The following is an 18,540-nucleotide window of genomic DNA, read 5'->3' as shown; positions in this document are numbered from 1 at the left end:
AATGCATAGCTGGATATCCAACCTGAGCGTGAACCTCAAGTTGGCCCTCGGCTTCGGCGTGGTCCTGGCGTTTACCGCCATCCTCGCCGTGGTCAGCTGGGTCGGCCTGGGCTCGCTGATCGACCGCAGCAACTGGATGAGCGACATCACCGAGCTCAATTCCCGGCTCACCAAGCTGCGCATCACCCGCCTGCAATACATGATCGCCGACGGCGGCGAGCAGGAAGCCGGCGCCGTCATGAGCGCCCTGGGCGAATTCAAGGCGCACCAGCAGAAGCTGCGCGGCTACTTCGTCAGCCCCGAGAACGTGCGCATGCTCGACCAGCTGGGCGGCGTCATCTCCGACTACGAGAAATCCCTGGCCGCCATGCGCAGCGGCTACCAGAACGCCAACGCCACCCGCCGCGCCCTGGAGGCCGACGCCGCCCGCGCCGGCGAGCTGACCGCGCAGCTCCAGGAAGACGTGCTCAAGGCCCCCGCCGACGAAGCGCGCTCCATCCGCTACCAGGCCATCAGCCGCACCCGCGAGGACCTGCTGCAGGCCCGCTACGACGTGCGTGACTACCTGGCCACGGCCCTGGCCCGCGATGGCGACGGCGTCACCCGCCACCTGGACGAAAGCCTCGCCAGCCTGCCGGCGCTGGAAAGCGCCCTCGGCCCCGACCAGGCCGCCCGCGTGCAGCAACTGGGCACGGCGCTGCGCGGCTACCGCGAAGGCGTGCAGGCCCTGCGGGCGAACATGGCCGCCATCGTCCAGGCGCGCAAGGAAATGACCACCCAGGGCCAGGACATCGTCAAACTCAGCGAGGCCCTCTACCAGCTGCAGCTGGACCGCCGCGACGTCGAAAGCGCCCGCGCCCGCAACCTGCAGGTGCTCTTCACCCTGCTGGCCCTGGTGCTGGGCGGCCTGGCTGCGGTGGTCATCACCCGGCAGATCACCCGCCCGCTGCACGCCACCATGGAAGTGGTCGACCGCATCGCCGCCGGCGACCTGTCCCGCGACATCCAGGTCGAGCGCCGCGACGAACTGGGCCGCCTGCAGCAGAGCATGCAGCGCATGAGCCGCAGCCTGCGCGAGCTGATCGGCGGCATCCGCGATGGCGTGACGCAGATCGCCAGCGCCGCCGAGGAACTCTCGGCGGTCACCGAGCAGACCAGCGCCGGGGCCAACAGCCAGAAGGTCGAGACCGACCAGGTGGCCACGGCCATGCACGAGATGTCCGCCACCGTGCAGGAAGTGGCGCGCAACGCCGAGCAGGCCTCCCAGGCCGCCTCCGCCGCCGACCGCGAGGCCCACGACGGCGACCGCGTGGTGAACCAGGCGGTGGAGCAGATCGAGCGCCTGGCCGGGGAAGTGGAACGCTCCGCCGACGCCATGCAGCGCCTGGAGCAGGAGAGCGAGAAGATCGGCAAGGTCATGGACGTGATCAAGTCGGTGGCCGAGCAGACCAACCTGCTGGCCCTCAACGCCGCCATCGAGGCGGCCCGCGCCGGGGAAGCCGGCCGCGGCTTCGCCGTGGTGGCCGACGAGGTGCGCGCCCTGGCCCAGCGCACCCAGCAGTCCACCGAAGAGATCGAGGCCCTGGTCGCCGGCCTGCAGAGCGGCACCCGCCAGGTCTCCAGCGCCATGCTCGGCAGCCGCGAACTGACCGCCAGCAGCGTGGCCCTGAGCCGCCAGGCCGGCGAATCCCTGGGCAGCATCACCCGCACCGTGTCCAACATCCAGGCGATGAACCAGCAGATCGCCACCGCCGCCGAACAGCAGAGCGCCGTGGCCGAGGAAATCAGCCGCAGCGTGGTGAGCGTGCGCGACGTCTCCGAGCAGACCGCCGCCGCCAGCGAGGAAGTCGCCGCCTCCAGCGTGGAGCTGGCGCGCCTGGGCGGGCAGCTGCAGACGCTGGTCAGCCACTTCCGCGTGTAACGCTGGCCAGGGAAGCCACGAGCCCCGGGGCTCGTGGCGCCTTCGGCCGGCGGTTCCGTGACGCACAGCACAAAGGAGTCTTTCCCAGGCGTTTTTCGGACTCGTCCTAACTCCAGCCCATGACGAAGCGAGCAGTCTCCCAAGGCATCCGGAGAACCGCATTCCAAGAGCTTCGCATGGACGAAAACGCAGCCGAACGACACCCCGTGCCCTTCAACGGGCAGCACCTGGCCGGCCGGACCCGCGCCCTCTACCAGCACCTGGTCGACCTGTGTACCGCGCCCGTTCCGGCAGCCGCGCGCCTCAAGCAGCTGGAGCGTGCGCGGCCGGAAGTCTTCGAACTGGGCCGCGGCCTCGCCGGCTTGCTCCGGCACCGCCAGGGCGCCGGCGAGCAACGCCGGGCGGACAAGGCGGCAAAGCTGATCACCGCCCTGCACCGCCGCTTGATCCAGGGCTACTGTGGCCTGGCCCAGGAAGAGCGGGCCAAGCCGCAAGTGCGCGCATTGCTGCTGCAACGCGCGCTGCGCAGCGCCCAGGAAATCCACTGCTGCGCCCTGCTCGACGGCCAGCAGGCGCCCGCCGGCCTCTGGCGCCTGCTCCACCGCCTGCACGCCAGGGCCCGCCAGCTGTCGCTGCAGGCCATCGAGGTGGACGACCCGCAAGCCCCGGGCGCGCAAAGCCAGAGCCTCGCCCGCGGCTACCTGGCGGCGCTGCTGCTGGCCGGCTCGGGCCCGCTGGAGATGCCGCGGGAAAGCCTGCGGCTGCTGATCGAATCCCTGGATGCCCTGGCCACGGCGGCGCGCCTGGAGGGCGCCCGCGGCACGGACCGCTGGATCATCGCCAGCGACCAGGATCGCCCGTTCCTCGACATCCCCGCCAACCCCGAGGGCCGCCTGGCGCTGCGGCTGGACGAAGCGCTCGAGGCGATAGGCCATTTCAAGGGTTTCGGCGGCGCCGGCCAGGGCTTCGACCTCAAGGCCCACCTGCAGCGCTGCTGGAGCGAAGAGGCACCCGGCCCCACCTGGGAGGCCTGCCACAGCTTCGCCGCCATCCTGGCGCAGCTGGGCGCCCCCCGCGAAGAAGCCGCCCTGGATGCCCGCCATTTCGCCCGCCAGGCCATGCCCCAGGACGTCTGGGCGATCCATGGCAACGCGCGGGTCGATCTCGACGAAATGGTGCCCCACGAGGACCTCATCGAGTTCACCCCATCGACGCCAACCACTCCCGAGCTGCCGCCGCCCGGCCTGCTGAGCGGGATGACGAAGAGTCCCCGGGGCGTTTGCGCGACATGGAGCGGCGAGGCGGCCTCCCGGCCCGCGGCCGGCGACCTGCTCGGCATCCGCACCGCGCCCACGGCGGACTGGCGCCTGGCCCGCGTCGAACAGATGGCCCCGGCGGGTAACGGACAAGCCACGCTGAGCCTCGCCTGGCTATCGAAACAGCCCCGCGCCTGCCGCATCACCCTGCTCGGCAAGCTGCAGGAAAGCGCCACCCACAACGCCCTGCTGCTGGACGACGCCGGCGCGAAACGCATCCTCTGCCCCAGCCTGCCGCTGGCCAGCGGCAAGAAGTTGCGGGTGGAGGACGGGGCGGACCGCTACCTCGCCCTGCTCGGCGCAAGCACGGGCAACGGCGCGGAGGCGCCCTGTTTCGGCTTGAGACGGCTGGCCCTGGGGATCGAAACGAGCCCATGAGAGGAATGGGCGGCAAGCCCTTCAGTCGGAGCTGCCGCAGAGGCCGTGCAACCATTTCGCAGCGCTTCGGAAACGTCTGATTGCCCAACGGGCCCGCCCGGCCGAAAGTGGGCAGGCTCTTGCTGAGAGCGGATCGGCCATGGCAGGGACGCCGGACCGGTCCTTACCCACCGCAGCGAAGCCGCAAGGCCCTGAATTCCAGGCCCCGCGAGGCCCCGACAGATCATGCGGGCGCGGCGGCGGCCACGCCCGCAATCACTCAGTCGGTACCGTACTTCGGCGAACGCGGGCCGTACAGCAGCGCACCCGGCTTGCCGGCGGAGAGCAGGCGCTGGCTGGTGACACCGGCGATGGGGTAGCCCGCATCCTCCTGGGCGCTGCTGATGATCTGCTTGACCGCCGCCGTGATCAGCATGCCCAGCAGGCCGCCGTTGTTGTTGCTGCTGCCCTCTTCGCTGGAGGCGCTGGCGCTGCCCGTCCACAGGGTGGCGCCGGTCTTCAGGTCCACCAGCTTGGCCCCGGCGGTCACCACGGTGGCGCTGCTCAGCACCATGTAGCTGGTGCCGTACTGGGTCACGGTGATGTACAGGGCCGCATCCGCGCCGAAGATCTCCTGCAGCTTCGCCGGCGACACCGCATGGATGTCCGCCGGCGTGCCCAGGCCGTTCTGGCGGAAGGTCTCGGCCACCAGCGCCACCGGCAGCACGTAGTAACCGGCCTCGGCGAGCGGGAAGGTGACCTGCGAGAGCATGCTGTAGGTCGCCTTCACGTCCGGCGAATCGTTCAGCGGCGGCAGCACCAGGATCGAGCGCGGCCGGGCCTGCTTGTACGCGGAATAGTCGACGGTCTTCTGCGGCGCGCAGCCGGCCAGCAGCACCAGGGCAAACAGGGCCAGCAAGGCCTTGAACGGGTTCGACATCACTGGCTACCTCCCTGCCGGGCGTTCTTCAGCAGAAAATCCATATAGGCCGCGGATTCCGGGAACAATGCCTTCTCGGTGTTGAACTGCTGGACCATCTGGTCGTCCTTGCCCAGGCTCGAATACAGCAGGCCCAGTTGCGCGTGGTAGCCCGGCGGCACCTTGCCGTCGGTGGATGCGATCTTCTGCAGGTCGCGCTCCAGCGCCTCGGCCTGCGCTTGCTTGGCATCGCTGGTGAAATAGTCGTGCACCTGCGACTGGTAGCTTTCCCACTGGTACAGGGTCTTCGGCGAGGAACACCCGGAAAGCAGCGCCAGGCCGGCACAAGTCAGGGCCGCGAGGCAGCCCCTGGAAACAAAGGTCCTACCCATGAACATCATCACTCCCTGTTCTGTCTCGGGTTAACGCGCGGGGTTCCAGCTACCGCTGTCCACCGCATTCACCAGCTTGTTCACCGCCTCGCGCATGGCCAGGTCCAGGACCTTGCCGTTGAGCGTGGAGTCGTAGCTGGCGGTGCCGCCGAAGCCGATGATCTCCCGGTTCGACAACTCGTACTCGCCCGCCCCCTGGGTGGAATAGACGACCTCGGAGGTGCTGATGTTGACGATATTCAGCGCCACCTTGGCATAGGCCACCTGGGTCTTGCCGCGGCCGAGGATGCCGAACAGCTGGCGGTCGCCGACTTCCTTGCGACCGAACTCGGTGACGTCGCCGGTCACCACGTAGTCCGCCCCCTTGAGCCGCTGGGCCTGCCCCTTGATGGCGGCTTCCTGCTGGATCTCGCTCATGTTGTCGCGGTCCAGCACGTTGAAGCGGTTGGTCTGCTGCAGATGGGTGATCAGGATGGTCTTGGCCTGGCCGCCAAGGCGATCGACGCCATCGGAGAAAATGCCGCGCATGTAGCTGGAACGGTTGTCGAACTTGCCCACCGCAATGGGCGAACGCACACCCGAATAGGGCTTGCCGACGCTCTCCACCTGCTGCACCGGCAGCGCCCTGGAACTCTCCGTGGCACAACCGCCGACCATCAGCAGGGCGGCGGACGCCACACCCAGCAGCAACCCCTGGGACATCTTCATCTTCACGTTGCACTCCCCTCGCAAATCCACCAAACCGGGCCGCCGGCAAACACCGGCGCCCTCCAGTCAAAGGCCACGACGGATTCGAAGCTCCTGCGCACGGCACAGCCGCGCTCGAAAGACACGCAGGAAGGGAAAGCTCGAGGATGGAAAACGGCGCCGTTACAGGACGTAGCGGCAGGAAGGGCGGGAAGCGGCGAAACAAGACCTGGCATCCAGCCTGTGGGAACGAACCGTATCCCGTCGATCCTTCGAAAACATCGTGTTACCTGAGGTGGGCGATTAGAGCACAATCATTACGCCATCATCCATGCCAGGTGCCTGAAATCAGAAGTGTCTCAAGAAATTCCCGGCATGCCCGGGATAGGGCGGGTAATGGCGGCCTTCGAAGGGGGCTGGCGAGCACCTGCCAAAGCAGGACCGGTGCCGGCAGGAGCGTCTGGCCATCCCCAGCCTCACAAGCGAATGCAGCTCGGTAGGCACCCGCTATCCACAGCCGGGGCAGAGCCGGACCGAGCACTTCCGGGCATGATCAGCCGATAGTGGGCCGGTGTCTGCGGCTCTCTTTATCCTTGAGAACCATCCAACCCATTTGCCATTTGGCCATTCAGCCTGCGGGGACTTTCTGCAGGTGCCTTTCGACCTCCATGGCATCGTGAAGGATACGAACGATCTCGATGACCTGGTCGTGGCCCAGCCTGTAGAAAACAACGTGGCGGGGACGGTCTACGCGGCCGTTTGGAGCCTCGGAGCGGCAGTAGAGCAAGTGCAGGCTGCGCAGCCCGGTCTCCAACTGCTCCCGAGCGATACTCCCAGCCCTCTCGGACTCTGCCGACAGCGACACGAAGGCCGCCCGTAGAAGCCCCTGGTAACGACGGCGCACGTCCTCGCCAAACTTCACCTGGGTGAAGCGAAGGATATCGATGAGGTCAGTCTGCGCATCCAGGGACAGGCGGAATTGGGGGTCGCTCACTGCCTGGAGCTCGCCAGCTGGCCCAACTCTCCCAAGTATTTCTCGAGCTGTGCTTCGGAGGCAATCTCGACGAACCGACCTGTCTCGAGCTGCATGATGCCGCTTGATGTTGCGTTACGGAGAGCGACGAGCTTGGCGGACTCTTCGGCCTCGCGCTCGAGGAGCAGACGTAGGCCGGCACGCACGACCTCACTGAAATTCTGGTAACGGCCTTCGCTCACGAGGTCATCAATGGATTTCTCCATGGGCTGAGGCAGAACGACGTTGTGTGTGGCCATGGCACTCTCCAAGGAAAGCAGCTATGGCGTTTTATGCCATGAAGCTTATGGGAATGCAAAAACGGCGTATGCCTTATATCACGGTGCCTTTCGGGAGAGAAGGGGACGAGAAAAGGAGAAAATTATTTAAGCGCTCTAATTCTGCCTGACCGATCAGTTTTAGAGTAGAAGAAATAAATCTATCCTCTTTTCGCTATCCTTCTCCACTTACCCCTGAGCGACTGTAACCCGGCACAAAAGATCACTCTCATTAAACTGAAAATTAACCACAACCCCCCACTTCTGATACCTTAGCCACTTCCCTACATAGCCAATTAATAAATCTTTTTTCCACCACCTGCCATTGCAGGCTGGCCAAGAAAACTCAAAACACTCTGACAAGTAGATAGACCATTCAACCCCCCATACAACTCTCCATTGAAGGCAGAGTATCCATCACTAGCCTCAACATAAAAATTTATATGATTTAGTAATTTTCTTCTGAAACCCACCTCAACTCCCGAGCGAGTAAATTTATAGTACTTTGTCGCCCCTATCGGGTCATTATACTCATCAGGATCAGACGAAATGCATGGAACCTCCCCAATAACTTTCTCCAACTCTAAAAAATCGGATGATCTCTCAACCTTACCAATAGCAGCTATAGATTTATCCCATACACTTATCACTTTACAACTCCAGCCTGACGGCTCCTATCAATGATCTGCTTTATTGCCTCTTCAACCTGCCCAGGGTCATAGCCACGCTCAATAATATTTTAAAATGGGACAGATTTATTTTTCACACTCTAATCCAGCCCAACCAGTTGACTTTAGAGCAGGAAAAATAAACCCGCCCTCTTTCCGCTCATACTCACGCAAAAATACAATTATAGTCATACATATACTTGTCGTACTCGTCCATACTCCAAACATGGCCGTCCACTCTATCCACCCTAACTTTTCCCCCGGCCCTCTCCCCTGTAGGATCCGAGATAGAAAAACTCCAATACAACGGAGTGAAATTATCTACTCTCAAGTCATTCCCCGCCACCTTAAAGCCCTTAGCCTCTGCATACTCCTTAGCCAAAACCAATGCCTCCCCCCTATCAATATTCAAGCTATCTCGGTATCGTACAGGGACACTAAGCACTCGAACCCCCTCATTGCGCAGATCAACAACCACTCGCACCAACCTAAATCTCTCAACATTCACCCCAAGTAACCAGAGTAGCATTTCTGAGAGTCAAAAATGAATTCCCTGTCAAATAGCTTAACAAGCGACATAGTCTTTGATCCGACTACTGGCCCAACATACAAGTCACAAATTTCAGAAACCATGGAGTTATTTACCCTTCACAATAACGGCTTTACCAGTTAGCACCCTCTCTAAGTCACCCACCAGAGAAAAGGGGACAGATTTATTTAAGCACTCTAATCCTGCCTGAGTGATCAGCTTTAGAGTAGGAAAAATAAAGCAGCCCCCTTTCCAGGAAGACGAACAACACCGGGTCGAACACGGCCACCTTGATATCCAACTCCACCAGGGCCGCCAGACCATCAATGGACTTACGGAAGTCCACCGGCTTCGGATAGAGATAGACAGCTTTGACCTTGGCGTCAGGACGCATCATGACGGAGCTTCACTGGGAAAATGGGAGCCCAGCATCCGCAAGCGGACAGTTCAAATGAAGGTGGGGTTTGTGGAGCGCTTACCTTGTTCTTGCCGTCGAGCTTCTGGGTGTTGGCCGCCACTTCCAGGGTGATGTCGCGGTTGGCGGCCAGTAGCATGTCGTTGCCGGCCTTGATGCCTTGCAGCGCGGAGAGCCGGTTGTCGTCCTCGTGCTTGGCCTGCTTGGCGGTCTGGTAGCCCGAACTACCGGAGAGCGCCAGGGTGAGGCTGACATCACGGCCCTGGATCAGTCAGTTGGCTTTGTCTTTATCTCTGAGTTGTTTTTAAAGAGCAGTGCCTATTTGAAAGCTCAACTCGATGCCCCCTGTTGCATTCAGCTCCTACAGCTTTCCTACTTGGGCTCGGTATGTTCTTTCAACTATCACAGTAGACTAAGAGCAGCTTTTCCTCTTCAGGATCAATCAATTAATGCTTAAGTAAGCACCATTAAAATCTGGGTTTACCTGCTGGCACACAACCTGATCCGGCTACTCATGGTGCAATCGGCATTAATGGCGGACTATTTGCCGCGTGAACTGAGCTTCAAGCACAGCCTGCAGCTATGGCTGGCATGGCGACAGTTCGATGGTCCGGATATGGACGAAAGCCTTCAGAGGTTACTCATTTTAATCGCCCAGCAGCGCGTTGGCAGGCGGCCTGGGCGGGTTGAGCCACGAGCTCTCAAGCGAAGGTCGAAACCTTATCCATTGCTGACCCATACACGCCAATCTGAGCGCGCCAAAATCAGGCGAAGCGGTCACCCAAGGCGGGCTAAGTAAGCGCCATTCAAATCTGCCTCTTTTCGGCCATTTTCGTTTTGACCAAGAAACTATTGCATGAAGCGAAACTTCCAGTAATCACTCCCATCAACCATCCAGTACCTCTCGCCATCAGGGATCAAATAGCAAAAATCTATATACTTCGCACTCCAACCAGAATGAGCCAAGTCCTCATGAACTCTACCATAATCCATATGAAAAAATATCTCTCTATCAAAATTCACATAGAAACTCGGAAGGGCGACTGCAACAGAGTTCACACTAGAAAAATCTTTTTGACTTAATTCAACACCAGACAAGAGATAGCCCTCAACCCTTCTATGCAGATCTTTACTCAACCCGCTTTGAAGAAACAAGTTCCCAATATCCTCCAAGGATAACACCTGTCGATCCTTTCCCATCAGGTAACTCAGAAAATTATCAGCAGTAAGCTTAAGAATTCCCCCTCTAAAATTCACACATGCCTCAGAATACTGCTCATTAGTTATATAACCCTTTTCTAGATACGCACGATACTCTTTCTCAGCATCCAAGCTAAAATTAAACTTCTCATCAACGACCCAGAAACACTTACCTGAATGAACAAAAAAGCAAATGCTTTTTTCCCCATTCCACAACTCCTCATGTAACTTTTTCCAATTCATCAATTGCCAAACTCCCGCAAGAATTCATCATGAGAGTACACACGTGCATTACTTGAGTGTTTTTCAAGAACTGCCTCCCATACCTTGGGGAGCTCTAATGCAACGCCCGGTTGATTTGGATCCACAATTTTAGGAGCCGATGGGTCTCGCGGGATCCCCGGGACAGGTCGTTGAGGTATCGCGCTGGACATTATTTGATTATGAAGCTCGGCATCTACTTCAAACACCACCACTGTTCCGTCCGGACGTTTGTTACTTAAAAAATAGGTAGCATGATCAGAGTTCCCGACACTTACACAAAGCTGCCCGGAACACCCAGGATTGATTCTTATACTACCATCAGCATTAACTGTAATACGATTCTGACTTGAGGCCACTCCCGAACCACCACCTTCAACCCTGAAATACTTCTCAGTCTTTGGTCGCCCCGAGCTTACTACGACACCATCAGCTACCGTCCCATAAATCCCCAACCCGTTGAGGATAGCCGTAGCTCCCCACAACACCTGCTCACCAGTGCTAGGCACCGCACCGGATATAGGATTCGCTCCCCCCGCTGCACGGTAAATCTGACAAGCTACCGCTGCTACGCCAAAACCACCGCAGCCAACATCGAGCATCCGCAGTCCATTGCTTAAGAGAAGCATCTGCTTGAGCACTAACACTCTGCTGGCGTGCTGCCTCTATCTGAGCCTGTTCGTCCGAAGCCGGGACCAGTTGCCACTCCTTGCCCTGATCGGTAATCAGCACTTGGTCTGTTACCTGGCAGAAGCCATTCGACGAACCCACGCAACGAATGATATTCCCAGGCTTGGTCTTGACCGTATTCTCTGGCCCCATGTCTGACGCGGGAGCGAGCAGTTCAGTCTCCAGCACACTGCGACCTTTTTCCCGCAGGGCCTGGATGTCCTTGCGCAGTTGCTGGCAAAGGCCACTGTTAGACGCACCTCCCTGGCAATCGCGCTGGTACTGCACCTCCTTCAGGTTCAGGCTGATTTTCTCGTCAGTGGAAAGGTGATTGTTCTCCACTGCATTCTTGCCAGCCTGCGCCTGCCGATGCGTTGTATGATGCGGCGGAGTATCGATTGAAGTCAGTGATCGAATTGCTCTTGGCGCTGCACCTGGGCGGCCCGGAGGAGAATCCGTTCTGCACGGTCAGCCGCTCGCTGTTGCTGCTGGTCTCCGATACCTGGTCGTTGTACCAAGCCGACCACAAGCAGAGGCAGGAACGGTAATAGCAGTAAAAAACCCCAGCACTTGAACTGGGGTTTCAATTTGGAAGGAGTCAAAGCAATGGATACTAAACTTCTTAATGAAACCAGCAAGTTCCTAAGTTATGTACTCAGACATGAGCCACAAGCCATCGGGCTGCAATTAGACAGCGAAGGTTGGGCCAACATAAACGCTTTGATCGCAGGCGCGGCAAAAAAGGGGAAAAATTTAGATTCGGAAATTATCCAAAAGGTTGTCGCTAGTAGCGATAAAAAGCGCTTCAGCATATCGAGCGACGGTCAGCGAATCCGAGCCGTGCAAGGCCATTCGACGCCAACCGTCACCCTCCAACACACAGAGAAAGAACCGCCAGAGCTCTTGTATCACGGCACAGCCAGTCGTTTTCTGGACTCGATCAAAACGCAAGGGTTGATTCCAGGGGCACGCCACTACGTTCATCTGTCCCAAGATGAACAAACGGCGGTTGAAGTAGGGAAGCGCTACGGGAAACCGGTTATTTTAAAAATTGAAGCCCTGCGAATGCATCGGCAGGGCTTCAAGTTCTTTCAGGCAGAAAATGGCGTTTGGCTGGCTGACAAAATTCCCGCCAACTTCATCCTCACCGAATAACTAATTAATAATGATTTCATCGGACAAACGCACATCCTCCGACAACACATGAAAGGCCATGTTCTCCGATAAAAATTGAACACTGAAATGTCTTAATTTTGGCGGATTACCACTAGAAAATGAGTTCCTCAACTCTAGGTTTCTTTTCAGCATGTCAGACTCAATAAATTCTGTAAGCCCGCCTAACCTGAACCCATCCGAAGCGCCGTGAAATTCGAAAATATCTGCCCCAGGGAATGGCACTTTAATAAAGTTACTTACCCACCTGAAGGTCATTTCCCTTCTCAACTTTATTAAAGCCCCCCACTGACACCCGGCTCTTCCCGCTCATACTCAATATCTAGCACTACATCCACTCCAGCGGAGCGGAAAGATACCTTCGACTCACCATAACCTGGCAGCCAATCATAGAGATTCAAGATTAACCTTGGTTGACCTATTCTCATTTCCTCACCGAATTTAGCTTCTCAAGAAAAAGGAGAAAAAGGGGACACCCATTAGCCGGCCTGAAAGATCAGTTTTAGAGTAAAAAATCCACCTATTTTGCTATCACCTTCTACCGTTTAACCCCACAAACAATAAACAACCATAAACCTACTGAAATAATCAACGAACCAGTAACACTTACTTTTAGAGAATACACAAACACAGAATTCGGATAACTAAAAACAACACCATTGTTATAGCTTGCCGAATTTACAAAATATATAATAGAAATCGATGTAAATATTGCAAAGAAGACCACAATAAACAAAACAATCAAAAACAACAGGCGTCTCAAGCTATTTCCCATTATTCGCACCATTCAGAACTGCATTATTTGAGGATTCAGAGACAACACTTCCTGTTGCTCCACCCAGAATACCAGGAATCGGACTCATAGGAGTCTCTTTGAGCAAATAAGAGCCTGGAAAGTTTGCAGCCTCAGAGTACTTCAATGCATTAACACTATTTCTGGAAAGTCCAAAAATTTTATTTACATAGTTCTTTTCCATCTGACTCGTTATCGTAGCACCAGCGCCATAACCTAGACTCGCTCCAATCATAGCCCCCATCATAGCGTCTAAAGAACTCTGCCCATTCAGCTGGCTAGAAATGTATGCACCACCAATATTAGTTTGGAGAGTGGGTGTCAAAGTCTGGCCCGCAGACATACCACCAGTGACTCCTGAGGTCATGAATCCAATCCAATCGAATTTATCTCCCGTGCTCCCCGTTGCCAACTGCACTCCTCCATTCGCGGCCATGCTCAGCCCAGCACCAGTGGCAATGGACGTCCCGGAGGCGTTCGTTAGGTTCGCTAGGCCACCAAACATAAGCATGAAATTCTCAGGCTCTGAGGCAAACACCAAAGCCTTGTACAAAGTATCAGTGTTTTTATTTATATACTGCAAATCGAGAGAATTTTCATACTGCACAAACAATCTAACATTATCATTTTCAATCCCTCCAGAAGAAACCGGCCTAGAAGGGTCAGCCGAGTTCAGGCCTGTAAGAACAAAATCCCTGCTGTTCCCATAGCAAACCCACGGCTTCTCTGAACAAGTAGCTTTCAGAAGCTCTCTGTTCTCGTCATTCAATGCAACATATTTCTTAATTACTTTCGTACAATCTCCTTCCTTTGTACATTGCTGCATCTCATGATCGAATGCCTTGGCTTGATCTCCGCTCAGGAAATTATTATCCACAGCGGTCTTGCCTGCTCCCGCTGCGGCCACCGCACCGGCTGTATCACCACTGGCTAAACCTCCAGCCATACCCGCGGCCAAACTGGAAAGAGCCGAAACAATCTGACGTTCGTTTTCCGTCAGATCTTCAGGCTTCTTACCTGGGTAAAGGTTCGCTGCGATCAACTCCCCAGTGGCAGCCCCAATCCCTCCAGCAACACTGGAGTTGCCTTGTACCCCAGCAACCACGGCACCGAGCAATGCCTGAGCCATGATGCGCGCCGTGTCATTGTCGCCAGTCTGCTGCTTAATGAGATGGGCTATGTAAGGCGCAGAAGCACCTGCTATCGCACCACCGATATCACCACCAGCCAGGTACTGCAGCGCCGCCGTCACAGCCTGCGCGGCTCTCTGATAGTCGCTGCCGGTGCCGTACTCGCGCATGACATTCTGGTACGCGACGGTCGCCTCCAGCTCCTTCTGCGTGGGGTTGTCCTTACCCTGTGTTTTCAGCTCCTTGCGACCTTCTTCCGCCGCCTCGATCTCCCCCTGCGTCCGAACGATGTCCATCGCCTGGGTGCCAATCTCGGCAATCAACTGCACCTGCTTCAGCCGGTTCTGTTCCTTCTCCTTGTCGAAGATCGGGCTGATGCTGCCGTTGGCGTGCTCGACGTCGCGGCTCAGGCTGGCCACGTCCTGTTGCTGGCTGGCCGGGTCGCGGATTTCGAGGGTGCCGCTGGAGATGGCCGAGCCGGTGGTGCCGCTGGCGCTGTCGCCGTGGTTGTAGGCCACCAGCATGCCGCTGGGCATGTTGCTGATGAATTTGCCGCTGCCATCGCTGCCGCTGCTGAGGCTGACGCTCTGTTGCTGGCTCTTGTAGTCGGCCTTGTTGTCGATGCTGCTCCAGCCCAGGGTGCCGGTGCTCAGGCGGTTCTTTTCGGCTTCGGCGGTGCTGGCGATGACGCTGCCGTCCAGTTGCGTGTGGTTGCCCACGTCGATCTGGAAACCGCCCTTGCCGGCGTAGAGGCCGGTCTGTTCCTGCACGCTCTTGTAGTTGGAGTCGATCTTGCTCTGGCTGGCACTGACGCTGGCGCTGCCGCCGGTGCCGATGATGGCGACGCTCGCCCCGGCGGAGACGTTCTTCTGCTTGGAATCGTAGTAGTCGCTGTCCTGCAGGCTCTGCAGCGTCAGGTCGCGGCCGACGTTGGCAATGATCTGCTCGCCGTTGACCTGGGCGCCCTTGAGCGTGGTGTCACGGCCGCTGACCAGCTTGACCTGGTTGCCGGCGTCCAGGGTGGTTTCCGTCCAGGTGGTGCCGGTGCCGACTTCCTTGCCCGAACCCTGGTTGGCGTTGGCGAAGATGCTCAGGCCCACCCCGTTGTCCGCGGAGTACCCCACGCTCACGCCAACCGCGCCGCCGCTGCTCTTGTTCTTGCCGTCGAGCTTCTGGGTGTTGGCCGCCGCTTCCAGGGTGATGTCGCGGTTGGCCGCCAGCAGCACGTCGTTGCCGGCCTTGAGCTGGCTGCCCTGGATGCGAATGTCGCCGTCCTGGCCCACCTTGCCTGCGCCGGTGGCGAGGATGTTGAGGTTGTTCCCCGCGGTCAGGCTGCTGCCCTGGCTGACGCTCTGCTCCTGGGTCTGCTTCGAGCTGGACTTCTGCGAGCCGAGCGAGGCGCTGATGCCGAAGAACTGGCTGACGCCGCCCCCTTCAGTGCCCTGCTGCGCCGCCTGCCAGGCCTGCACGCCGGTCAGCCCGGCCTTGATGCCTTGCAGCGCGGAGAGCCGGCTGTCGTCCTCGTGCTTGGCCTGCTTGGCGGTCTGGTAGCCCGAATCCATGGCGCTGCCGACACTGCCGGAGAGCGCCAGGGTGAGGCCGCTGGTCTTGCTCTTGTAGGTCTGCTCGCTGCGGTTCTCGTTCTGCGCGGCGAGGATGTCGACGTTCTGCCCGATGAGGTTGATGTCCTTGCCGGCGACCACGTCGGAACCGCGGATGGTCAGGTCCTTGCCGGCCTGGATGTCGACGTTGCCGAGCACGCTGCCGATGGTGCTGCCACGGGTCTGTTCGTTGTGGTTGGTCTGGGTGGCCTGGGTGCTGGCCGAACCGAGGGTGAAGCCGAGCCCGCCGCTGCTCATCACGCCGGATTTCTTCTTCGACTCGGCGTGGCTGGTTTCGCTGGTTTCGGTGGCGCCGTCGATCAGCACGTTGCGCCCGGCCAGCAGGCTGGTGCCATTGGTGGAAGCCACGTCGCTGCCGCTGACGCCGATGTCCTGGCCGGCGCGGATGGCCACCTTGTCGGCGCTGACCAGCGAGCCTTGCTGGGTGGTGTAGAGGGAAGTGTCCTCGGTCTTTTTCTCCGAGCTGGAGAGCAGCCCATGGCTGCGCTTGGTCTTGCTCAGCGCATGGCTGTCGGTTTCCGCCGCCGCCTGCAGGTTCACGTCACGGGTGGCGTAAAGGTAGGCCTCGTTGCTGGCGCTGATGGTGCTGGCGGTCAGGTTCAGGTCCTGCCCGGCGCTGGCCACCAGGTCGCCGCCCGCCGTCAGTTGCGCGCCAAGCTGGCGGGTCTGTCCGGTCTGCTCGACGGTGCGGGTGCTGCTGGTCTTGCTGCGGACTTCGACGCTGGCGGCGTCTTCGACAGCGCGGAGGTTGATGTCGCGGCCGGCGGCGGCGGTCAGGTCGCCCTTCGCGCTCGCCTGGCTGCCCACCACGTTCAGGTCACGCCCCGCATCCAGTACCAGGTCGCCTCCGGCCGTCAGGCTGGAGCCGTGGTTCTGCGCGACCGTGGTGGTGGTGACGTGGTGCCCGCCCTGCTGGATGTCGCGCAGGCGGCTGGCGTCGGTCACGGCTTGCAGGTTGATGTCGCGGCCGGCGCCGAGGTAGCTGTCGCCGCCGCTGGCGAGGCTGCCGCGGTTGGTGATGTCGCGGCCGGCGTCCAGGCTGAGTTCGCTGCGGGCGCTGATGCTCGCGCCGGCGTCCAGGAAGCTGCGGTACTCGTCGCCGCCGATGCCGGCGGTAACGGCGGTGCGATCGTTGACGATGTCGCCCTTGAGCGCGGTGAGGTCGACCTGGTCGCCGCGGATCTGCCCGGCCAGGGCATTGCGGATGCTGTCTCCGGCCAGCAGGCTGACGCGTTGACCGGCATCCACCAGGCCGCCCTGGAGGATGCTGCCGCCCGCCGTCGCCGTGAGGTCCTCGCTGGCGCGCAGGGTGCCGACGTTGGTCAGGTCGCCGCCGGCCATGAGGTTGAGGTCGCGGCCCTGGATCAGGCTGCCGCCGCGCAGGTTGCGCGCGTCGGTCTGGGCCAGGTAGACCACCGGGACCAGCACCTGCTGGCCGTCGACGACGCGGGTTTCCATCCAGACGATGTCGTGGGTCAGCGCCGCCACCTGTTCGGCGGAGAGGCCCACGCCGACGCTCAGCTGCAGCGCGTCCTTGGCGGCCAGGGCGTTGTCCATCAGGTATTGGAACTGGTCGTAGTCGCTGGTCAGGCCGTCGAGGAAGCGCTGGCCGGTCTGGGCCTGGATGGCTTCGCGGATCAGGCGGGTCTCGTAGGCGCCGTCGCCCAGGCGCTTCCAGGCCTGGTCCGGGTCGAAGCCGAGCTTGCCGAGCAGGTAGTCGGAGTTGAGGAAGCGCCCCAGGTCGGTGAGCGCCGGGTTGGTTTCGATGAGGTAGTGGCTCTGCGGGTCCGGGCTGCGGATGAACATCCCGTACTGCCCCTGGGGCAGGCGGAAGGTGTCGGCCGCCGTCGGGTCCACGGCGGCGAAGGGCACGCCGGTGTAGTCGACCGGGATGAAGCTGACCTGCTGGCTGCCGTCGGCGGCCGTGTGCGTCACGCTCTGCACGGTTTGCGGCCCGCGCGCCTGGGCGTCGCTGGACTGCTTGTTGAGAGTCAGGTTGACCGTGCCGAGCTGCCCGCCCAGCAGGCTGCCAGCCAGTTGGCCGGTGAGCTGGGCCTGGCTGTATTCGCTGACGGTGCCGTTCTGCAGGTTGTGCGCCACGTTCAGGGTAACGCGGTTGCCGGCCTGCAGCGTGGCCGGCGCGGACTGGGCGCCGTCTTCGCTCCAGCTGACGACCGGGGTGCCGATCGCCCAGCGGTCGCCGTTGTAGATGGCCCAGAGCTGGTCGTACAGGTCCTGGTCGAAGGTGCCCGCAGCCATCTTGTTGTTGAAGGCGCGGGCCAGGTTTTCCATGGCATCCCACTGGCCGGTGGGGATCTTGCCGTAGTCGCCCGGGACCACGTTGATGACCACCACCTTGTTGCCGGTGCGCGAGGTGTTGCCCTGGTTGAGCAGCGAGTTGGCGTTGATGGTCAGGTCGCCGTTGGCGGCAATGGTGCTGTTGCGGTTTTCCACCGCATCGGCATCGATGCTCAGGTTGCCCCCGGCGGTCAGCCAGGCGGCGGGGCTGTTCTGGGTGATGCGCTCTTCGATGGTTTCGCTGACGTCGATCTTGCCGCGCTTGAAGGAGTCGTGGCCGCCGCAGTGCTGGCCACACTGCACGTCGAATTCGCCGAAGGTGGTGGTCTGCTCGAAGGCGAAGACGTCGCGGGTGTTTTCCAGGTTCGCCACGTCGAGATGGATGTCGCCTTGCGCCTCGATGGTGCCGGAGCGGTTGCTCAGGCTCTGCGCCCGCCCGCCGTCCTGGCCGGCGAAGCTGAGGTTGCCCTGGCTGTAGAGGTCGCCGTAGCGGTTGCTCAGGCTGGCGGCGCGCAGGGTCATGTCGCCGCCGCTGAACAGCAGGCTGTCGGCGCCGTTGGCGATGCCCTGGCTGGTGAGGTCGAGCGCGCCCAGGGCGCCGAGGGTGCCATTGTTGTTCACTTGCGCGGCGCTGGCGCGCAGGGCCTGGTTGGCGATCAGCCAGCCCTGGTTGTTCAGGCTGCCGCCGAGGGTGAGCCGGGTGTCCAGGCCACTGGCCAGGCGGCCGCCCTGCTGGGTGAAGTTGCCGGCGTTCAGGCCGAGGTTGCCCTGGGCGGAAAGCAGGCCGGCGTTGTAGGCGTCTCCGCTGAGGGTCAGGCCGAGGTCGCCGTCGCTGAGCAGTTCGCCCTGGTTGTTCAGGTAGGCGGCCGTCAGGGTCAGGCCGCCGGCGCTGGCGATGCG

General features: G+C 60.1%; 15 protein-coding genes and 1 pseudogene. 5 read left to right on the top strand and 11 right to left on the bottom strand.

The window, feature by feature from the left end:
* Position 1: 1 nt before the first annotated feature.
* On the top strand, positions 2-1,921 hold the full coding sequence (locus tag PKO50_RS00080; protein ID WP_275628466.1) for a methyl-accepting chemotaxis protein: 1,920 nt from the start codon (positions 2-4) through the stop codon (positions 1,919-1,921).
* Between the two features lie 176 nt (positions 1,922-2,097).
* Positions 2,098-3,615, top strand: coding sequence for a hypothetical protein (locus tag PKO50_RS00075; protein ID WP_275628465.1), 1,518 nt, complete (start codon positions 2,098-2,100; stop codon positions 3,613-3,615).
* 259 nt (positions 3,616-3,874) lie between these two features.
* On the opposite strand, the gene PKO50_RS00070 is transcribed toward PKO50_RS00075, so the two are convergent.
* The 8 genes from PKO50_RS00070 to PKO50_RS00035 all read right to left on the bottom strand — a co-directional run bounded on the left by PKO50_RS00070 (position 3,875) and on the right by PKO50_RS00035 (position 8,633).
* Positions 3,875-4,534, bottom strand: a complete 660-nt coding sequence (locus tag PKO50_RS00070) for a DUF799 domain-containing protein (RefSeq protein WP_275628464.1) — start codon at positions 4,532-4,534, stop codon at positions 3,875-3,877.
* Positions 4,534-4,905, bottom strand: coding sequence for a DUF4810 domain-containing protein (locus PKO50_RS00065; protein WP_109937292.1), 372 nt, complete (start codon positions 4,903-4,905; stop codon positions 4,534-4,536). Before PKO50_RS00065 ends, PKO50_RS00070 begins: the two co-directional genes overlap by 1 nt.
* Positions 4,906-4,935: 30 nt before the next feature.
* Positions 4,936-5,613 (bottom strand): CsgG/HfaB family protein, encoded by a 678-nt coding sequence (locus tag PKO50_RS00060; RefSeq protein WP_275630567.1) that lies wholly within the window; start codon positions 5,611-5,613, stop codon positions 4,936-4,938.
* Positions 5,614-6,220: 607 nt separating this feature from the next.
* Positions 6,221-6,586 (bottom strand): type II toxin-antitoxin system RelE/ParE family toxin, encoded by a 366-nt coding sequence (locus PKO50_RS00055; RefSeq protein WP_275628463.1) that lies wholly within the window; start codon positions 6,584-6,586, stop codon positions 6,221-6,223.
* On the bottom strand, positions 6,583-6,864 hold the full coding sequence (locus PKO50_RS00050; protein WP_275628462.1) for a type II toxin-antitoxin system ParD family antitoxin: 282 nt from the start codon (positions 6,862-6,864) through the stop codon (positions 6,583-6,585). Before PKO50_RS00050 ends, PKO50_RS00055 begins: the two co-directional genes overlap by 4 nt.
* 314 nt (positions 6,865-7,178) lie before the next feature.
* Complete coding sequence (locus PKO50_RS00045; protein ID WP_275628461.1) at positions 7,179-7,532, bottom strand: hypothetical protein; 354 nt, start codon at positions 7,530-7,532, stop codon at positions 7,179-7,181.
* Positions 7,533-8,263: 731 nt separating this feature from the next.
* On the bottom strand, positions 8,264-8,476 hold the full coding sequence (gene tnpB / locus PKO50_RS00040) for an IS66 family insertion sequence element accessory protein TnpB (RefSeq protein ID WP_275628460.1): 213 nt from the start codon (positions 8,474-8,476) through the stop codon (positions 8,264-8,266).
* On the bottom strand, positions 8,463-8,633 hold the full coding sequence (locus tag PKO50_RS00035; RefSeq protein WP_275628459.1) for a hypothetical protein: 171 nt from the start codon (positions 8,631-8,633) through the stop codon (positions 8,463-8,465). Before PKO50_RS00035 ends, tnpB begins: the two co-directional genes overlap by 14 nt.
* A gap of 327 nt (positions 8,634-8,960) precedes the next feature.
* Here PKO50_RS00035 and PKO50_RS00030 point away from each other — a divergent pair.
* Positions 8,961-9,293: pseudogene (locus tag PKO50_RS00030) on the top strand (IS4 family transposase); the annotation flags it as partial.
* 50 nt (positions 9,294-9,343) lie between these two features.
* Here the strand turns inward: PKO50_RS00030 and PKO50_RS00025 are convergent.
* Both PKO50_RS00025 and PKO50_RS00020 read right to left on the bottom strand, forming a co-directional pair.
* Positions 9,344-9,940, bottom strand: coding sequence for a hypothetical protein (locus PKO50_RS00025; RefSeq protein ID WP_089390057.1), 597 nt, complete (start codon positions 9,938-9,940; stop codon positions 9,344-9,346).
* Entirely contained in the window at positions 9,937-10,596 is a 660-nt protein-coding gene (locus tag PKO50_RS00020) for a hypothetical protein (protein WP_275628458.1), read from the bottom strand. Before PKO50_RS00020 ends, PKO50_RS00025 begins: the two co-directional genes overlap by 4 nt.
* 426 nt (positions 10,597-11,022) lie before the next feature.
* On the opposite strand from PKO50_RS00020, the gene PKO50_RS00015 reads away from it, so the two are divergent.
* Entirely contained in the window at positions 11,023-11,172 is a 150-nt protein-coding gene (locus PKO50_RS00015) for a hypothetical protein (protein WP_158546439.1), read from the top strand.
* A gap of 58 nt (positions 11,173-11,230) precedes the next feature.
* Positions 11,231-11,779 carry an RNA 2'-phosphotransferase gene (locus PKO50_RS00010; protein WP_109935958.1) on the top strand — a complete coding sequence of 183 codons (549 nt, stop codon included), beginning with the start codon at positions 11,231-11,233 and terminating at the stop codon, positions 11,777-11,779.
* Between the two features lie 782 nt (positions 11,780-12,561).
* Here the strand turns inward: PKO50_RS00010 and PKO50_RS00005 are convergent.
* Entirely contained in the window at positions 12,562-18,537 is a 5,976-nt protein-coding gene (locus PKO50_RS00005; protein ID WP_275630566.1) for a hemagglutinin repeat-containing protein, read from the bottom strand.
* Between the last annotated feature and the right edge of the window lie 3 nt (positions 18,538-18,540).

Origin of the sequence: Pseudomonas sp. 273 (assembly GCF_029201425.1) — a bacterium.
Taxonomy (GTDB): Bacteria; Pseudomonadota; Gammaproteobacteria; order Pseudomonadales; family Pseudomonadaceae; genus Pseudomonas; species Pseudomonas delhiensis.
This window is presented reverse-complemented; position numbering and strand designations above follow the sequence as displayed.

Bases quoted from the DNA above. Each gene is read 5' to 3' on its own strand.
- PKO50_RS00070 (WP_275628464.1), bottom strand. From the start codon at position 4,534: ATGTCGAACCCGTTCAAGGCCTTGCTGGCCCTGTTTGCCCTGGTGCTG.
- PKO50_RS00075 (WP_275628465.1), top strand. From the start codon at position 2,098: ATGGACGAAAACGCAGCCGAACGACACCCCGTGCCCTTCAACGGGCAG.
- PKO50_RS00010 (WP_109935958.1), top strand. From the start codon at position 11,231: ATGGATACTAAACTTCTTAATGAAACCAGCAAGTTCCTAAGTTATGTA.
- tnpB (WP_275628460.1), bottom strand. From the start codon at position 8,476: ATGATGCGTCCTGACGCCAAGGTCAAAGCTGTCTATCTCTATCCGAAG.
- PKO50_RS00080 (WP_275628466.1), top strand. From the start codon at position 2: ATGCATAGCTGGATATCCAACCTGAGCGTGAACCTCAAGTTGGCCCTC.
- PKO50_RS00035 (WP_275628459.1), bottom strand. From the start codon at position 8,633: ATGCTACTGGCCGCCAACCGCGACATCACCCTGGAAGTGGCGGCCAAC.
- PKO50_RS00060 (WP_275630567.1), bottom strand. From the start codon at position 5,613: ATGAAGATGTCCCAGGGGTTGCTGCTGGGTGTGGCGTCCGCCGCCCTG.
- PKO50_RS00065 (WP_109937292.1), bottom strand. From the start codon at position 4,905: ATGGGTAGGACCTTTGTTTCCAGGGGCTGCCTCGCGGCCCTGACTTGT.
- PKO50_RS00050 (WP_275628462.1), bottom strand. From the start codon at position 6,864: ATGGCCACACACAACGTCGTTCTGCCTCAGCCCATGGAGAAATCCATT.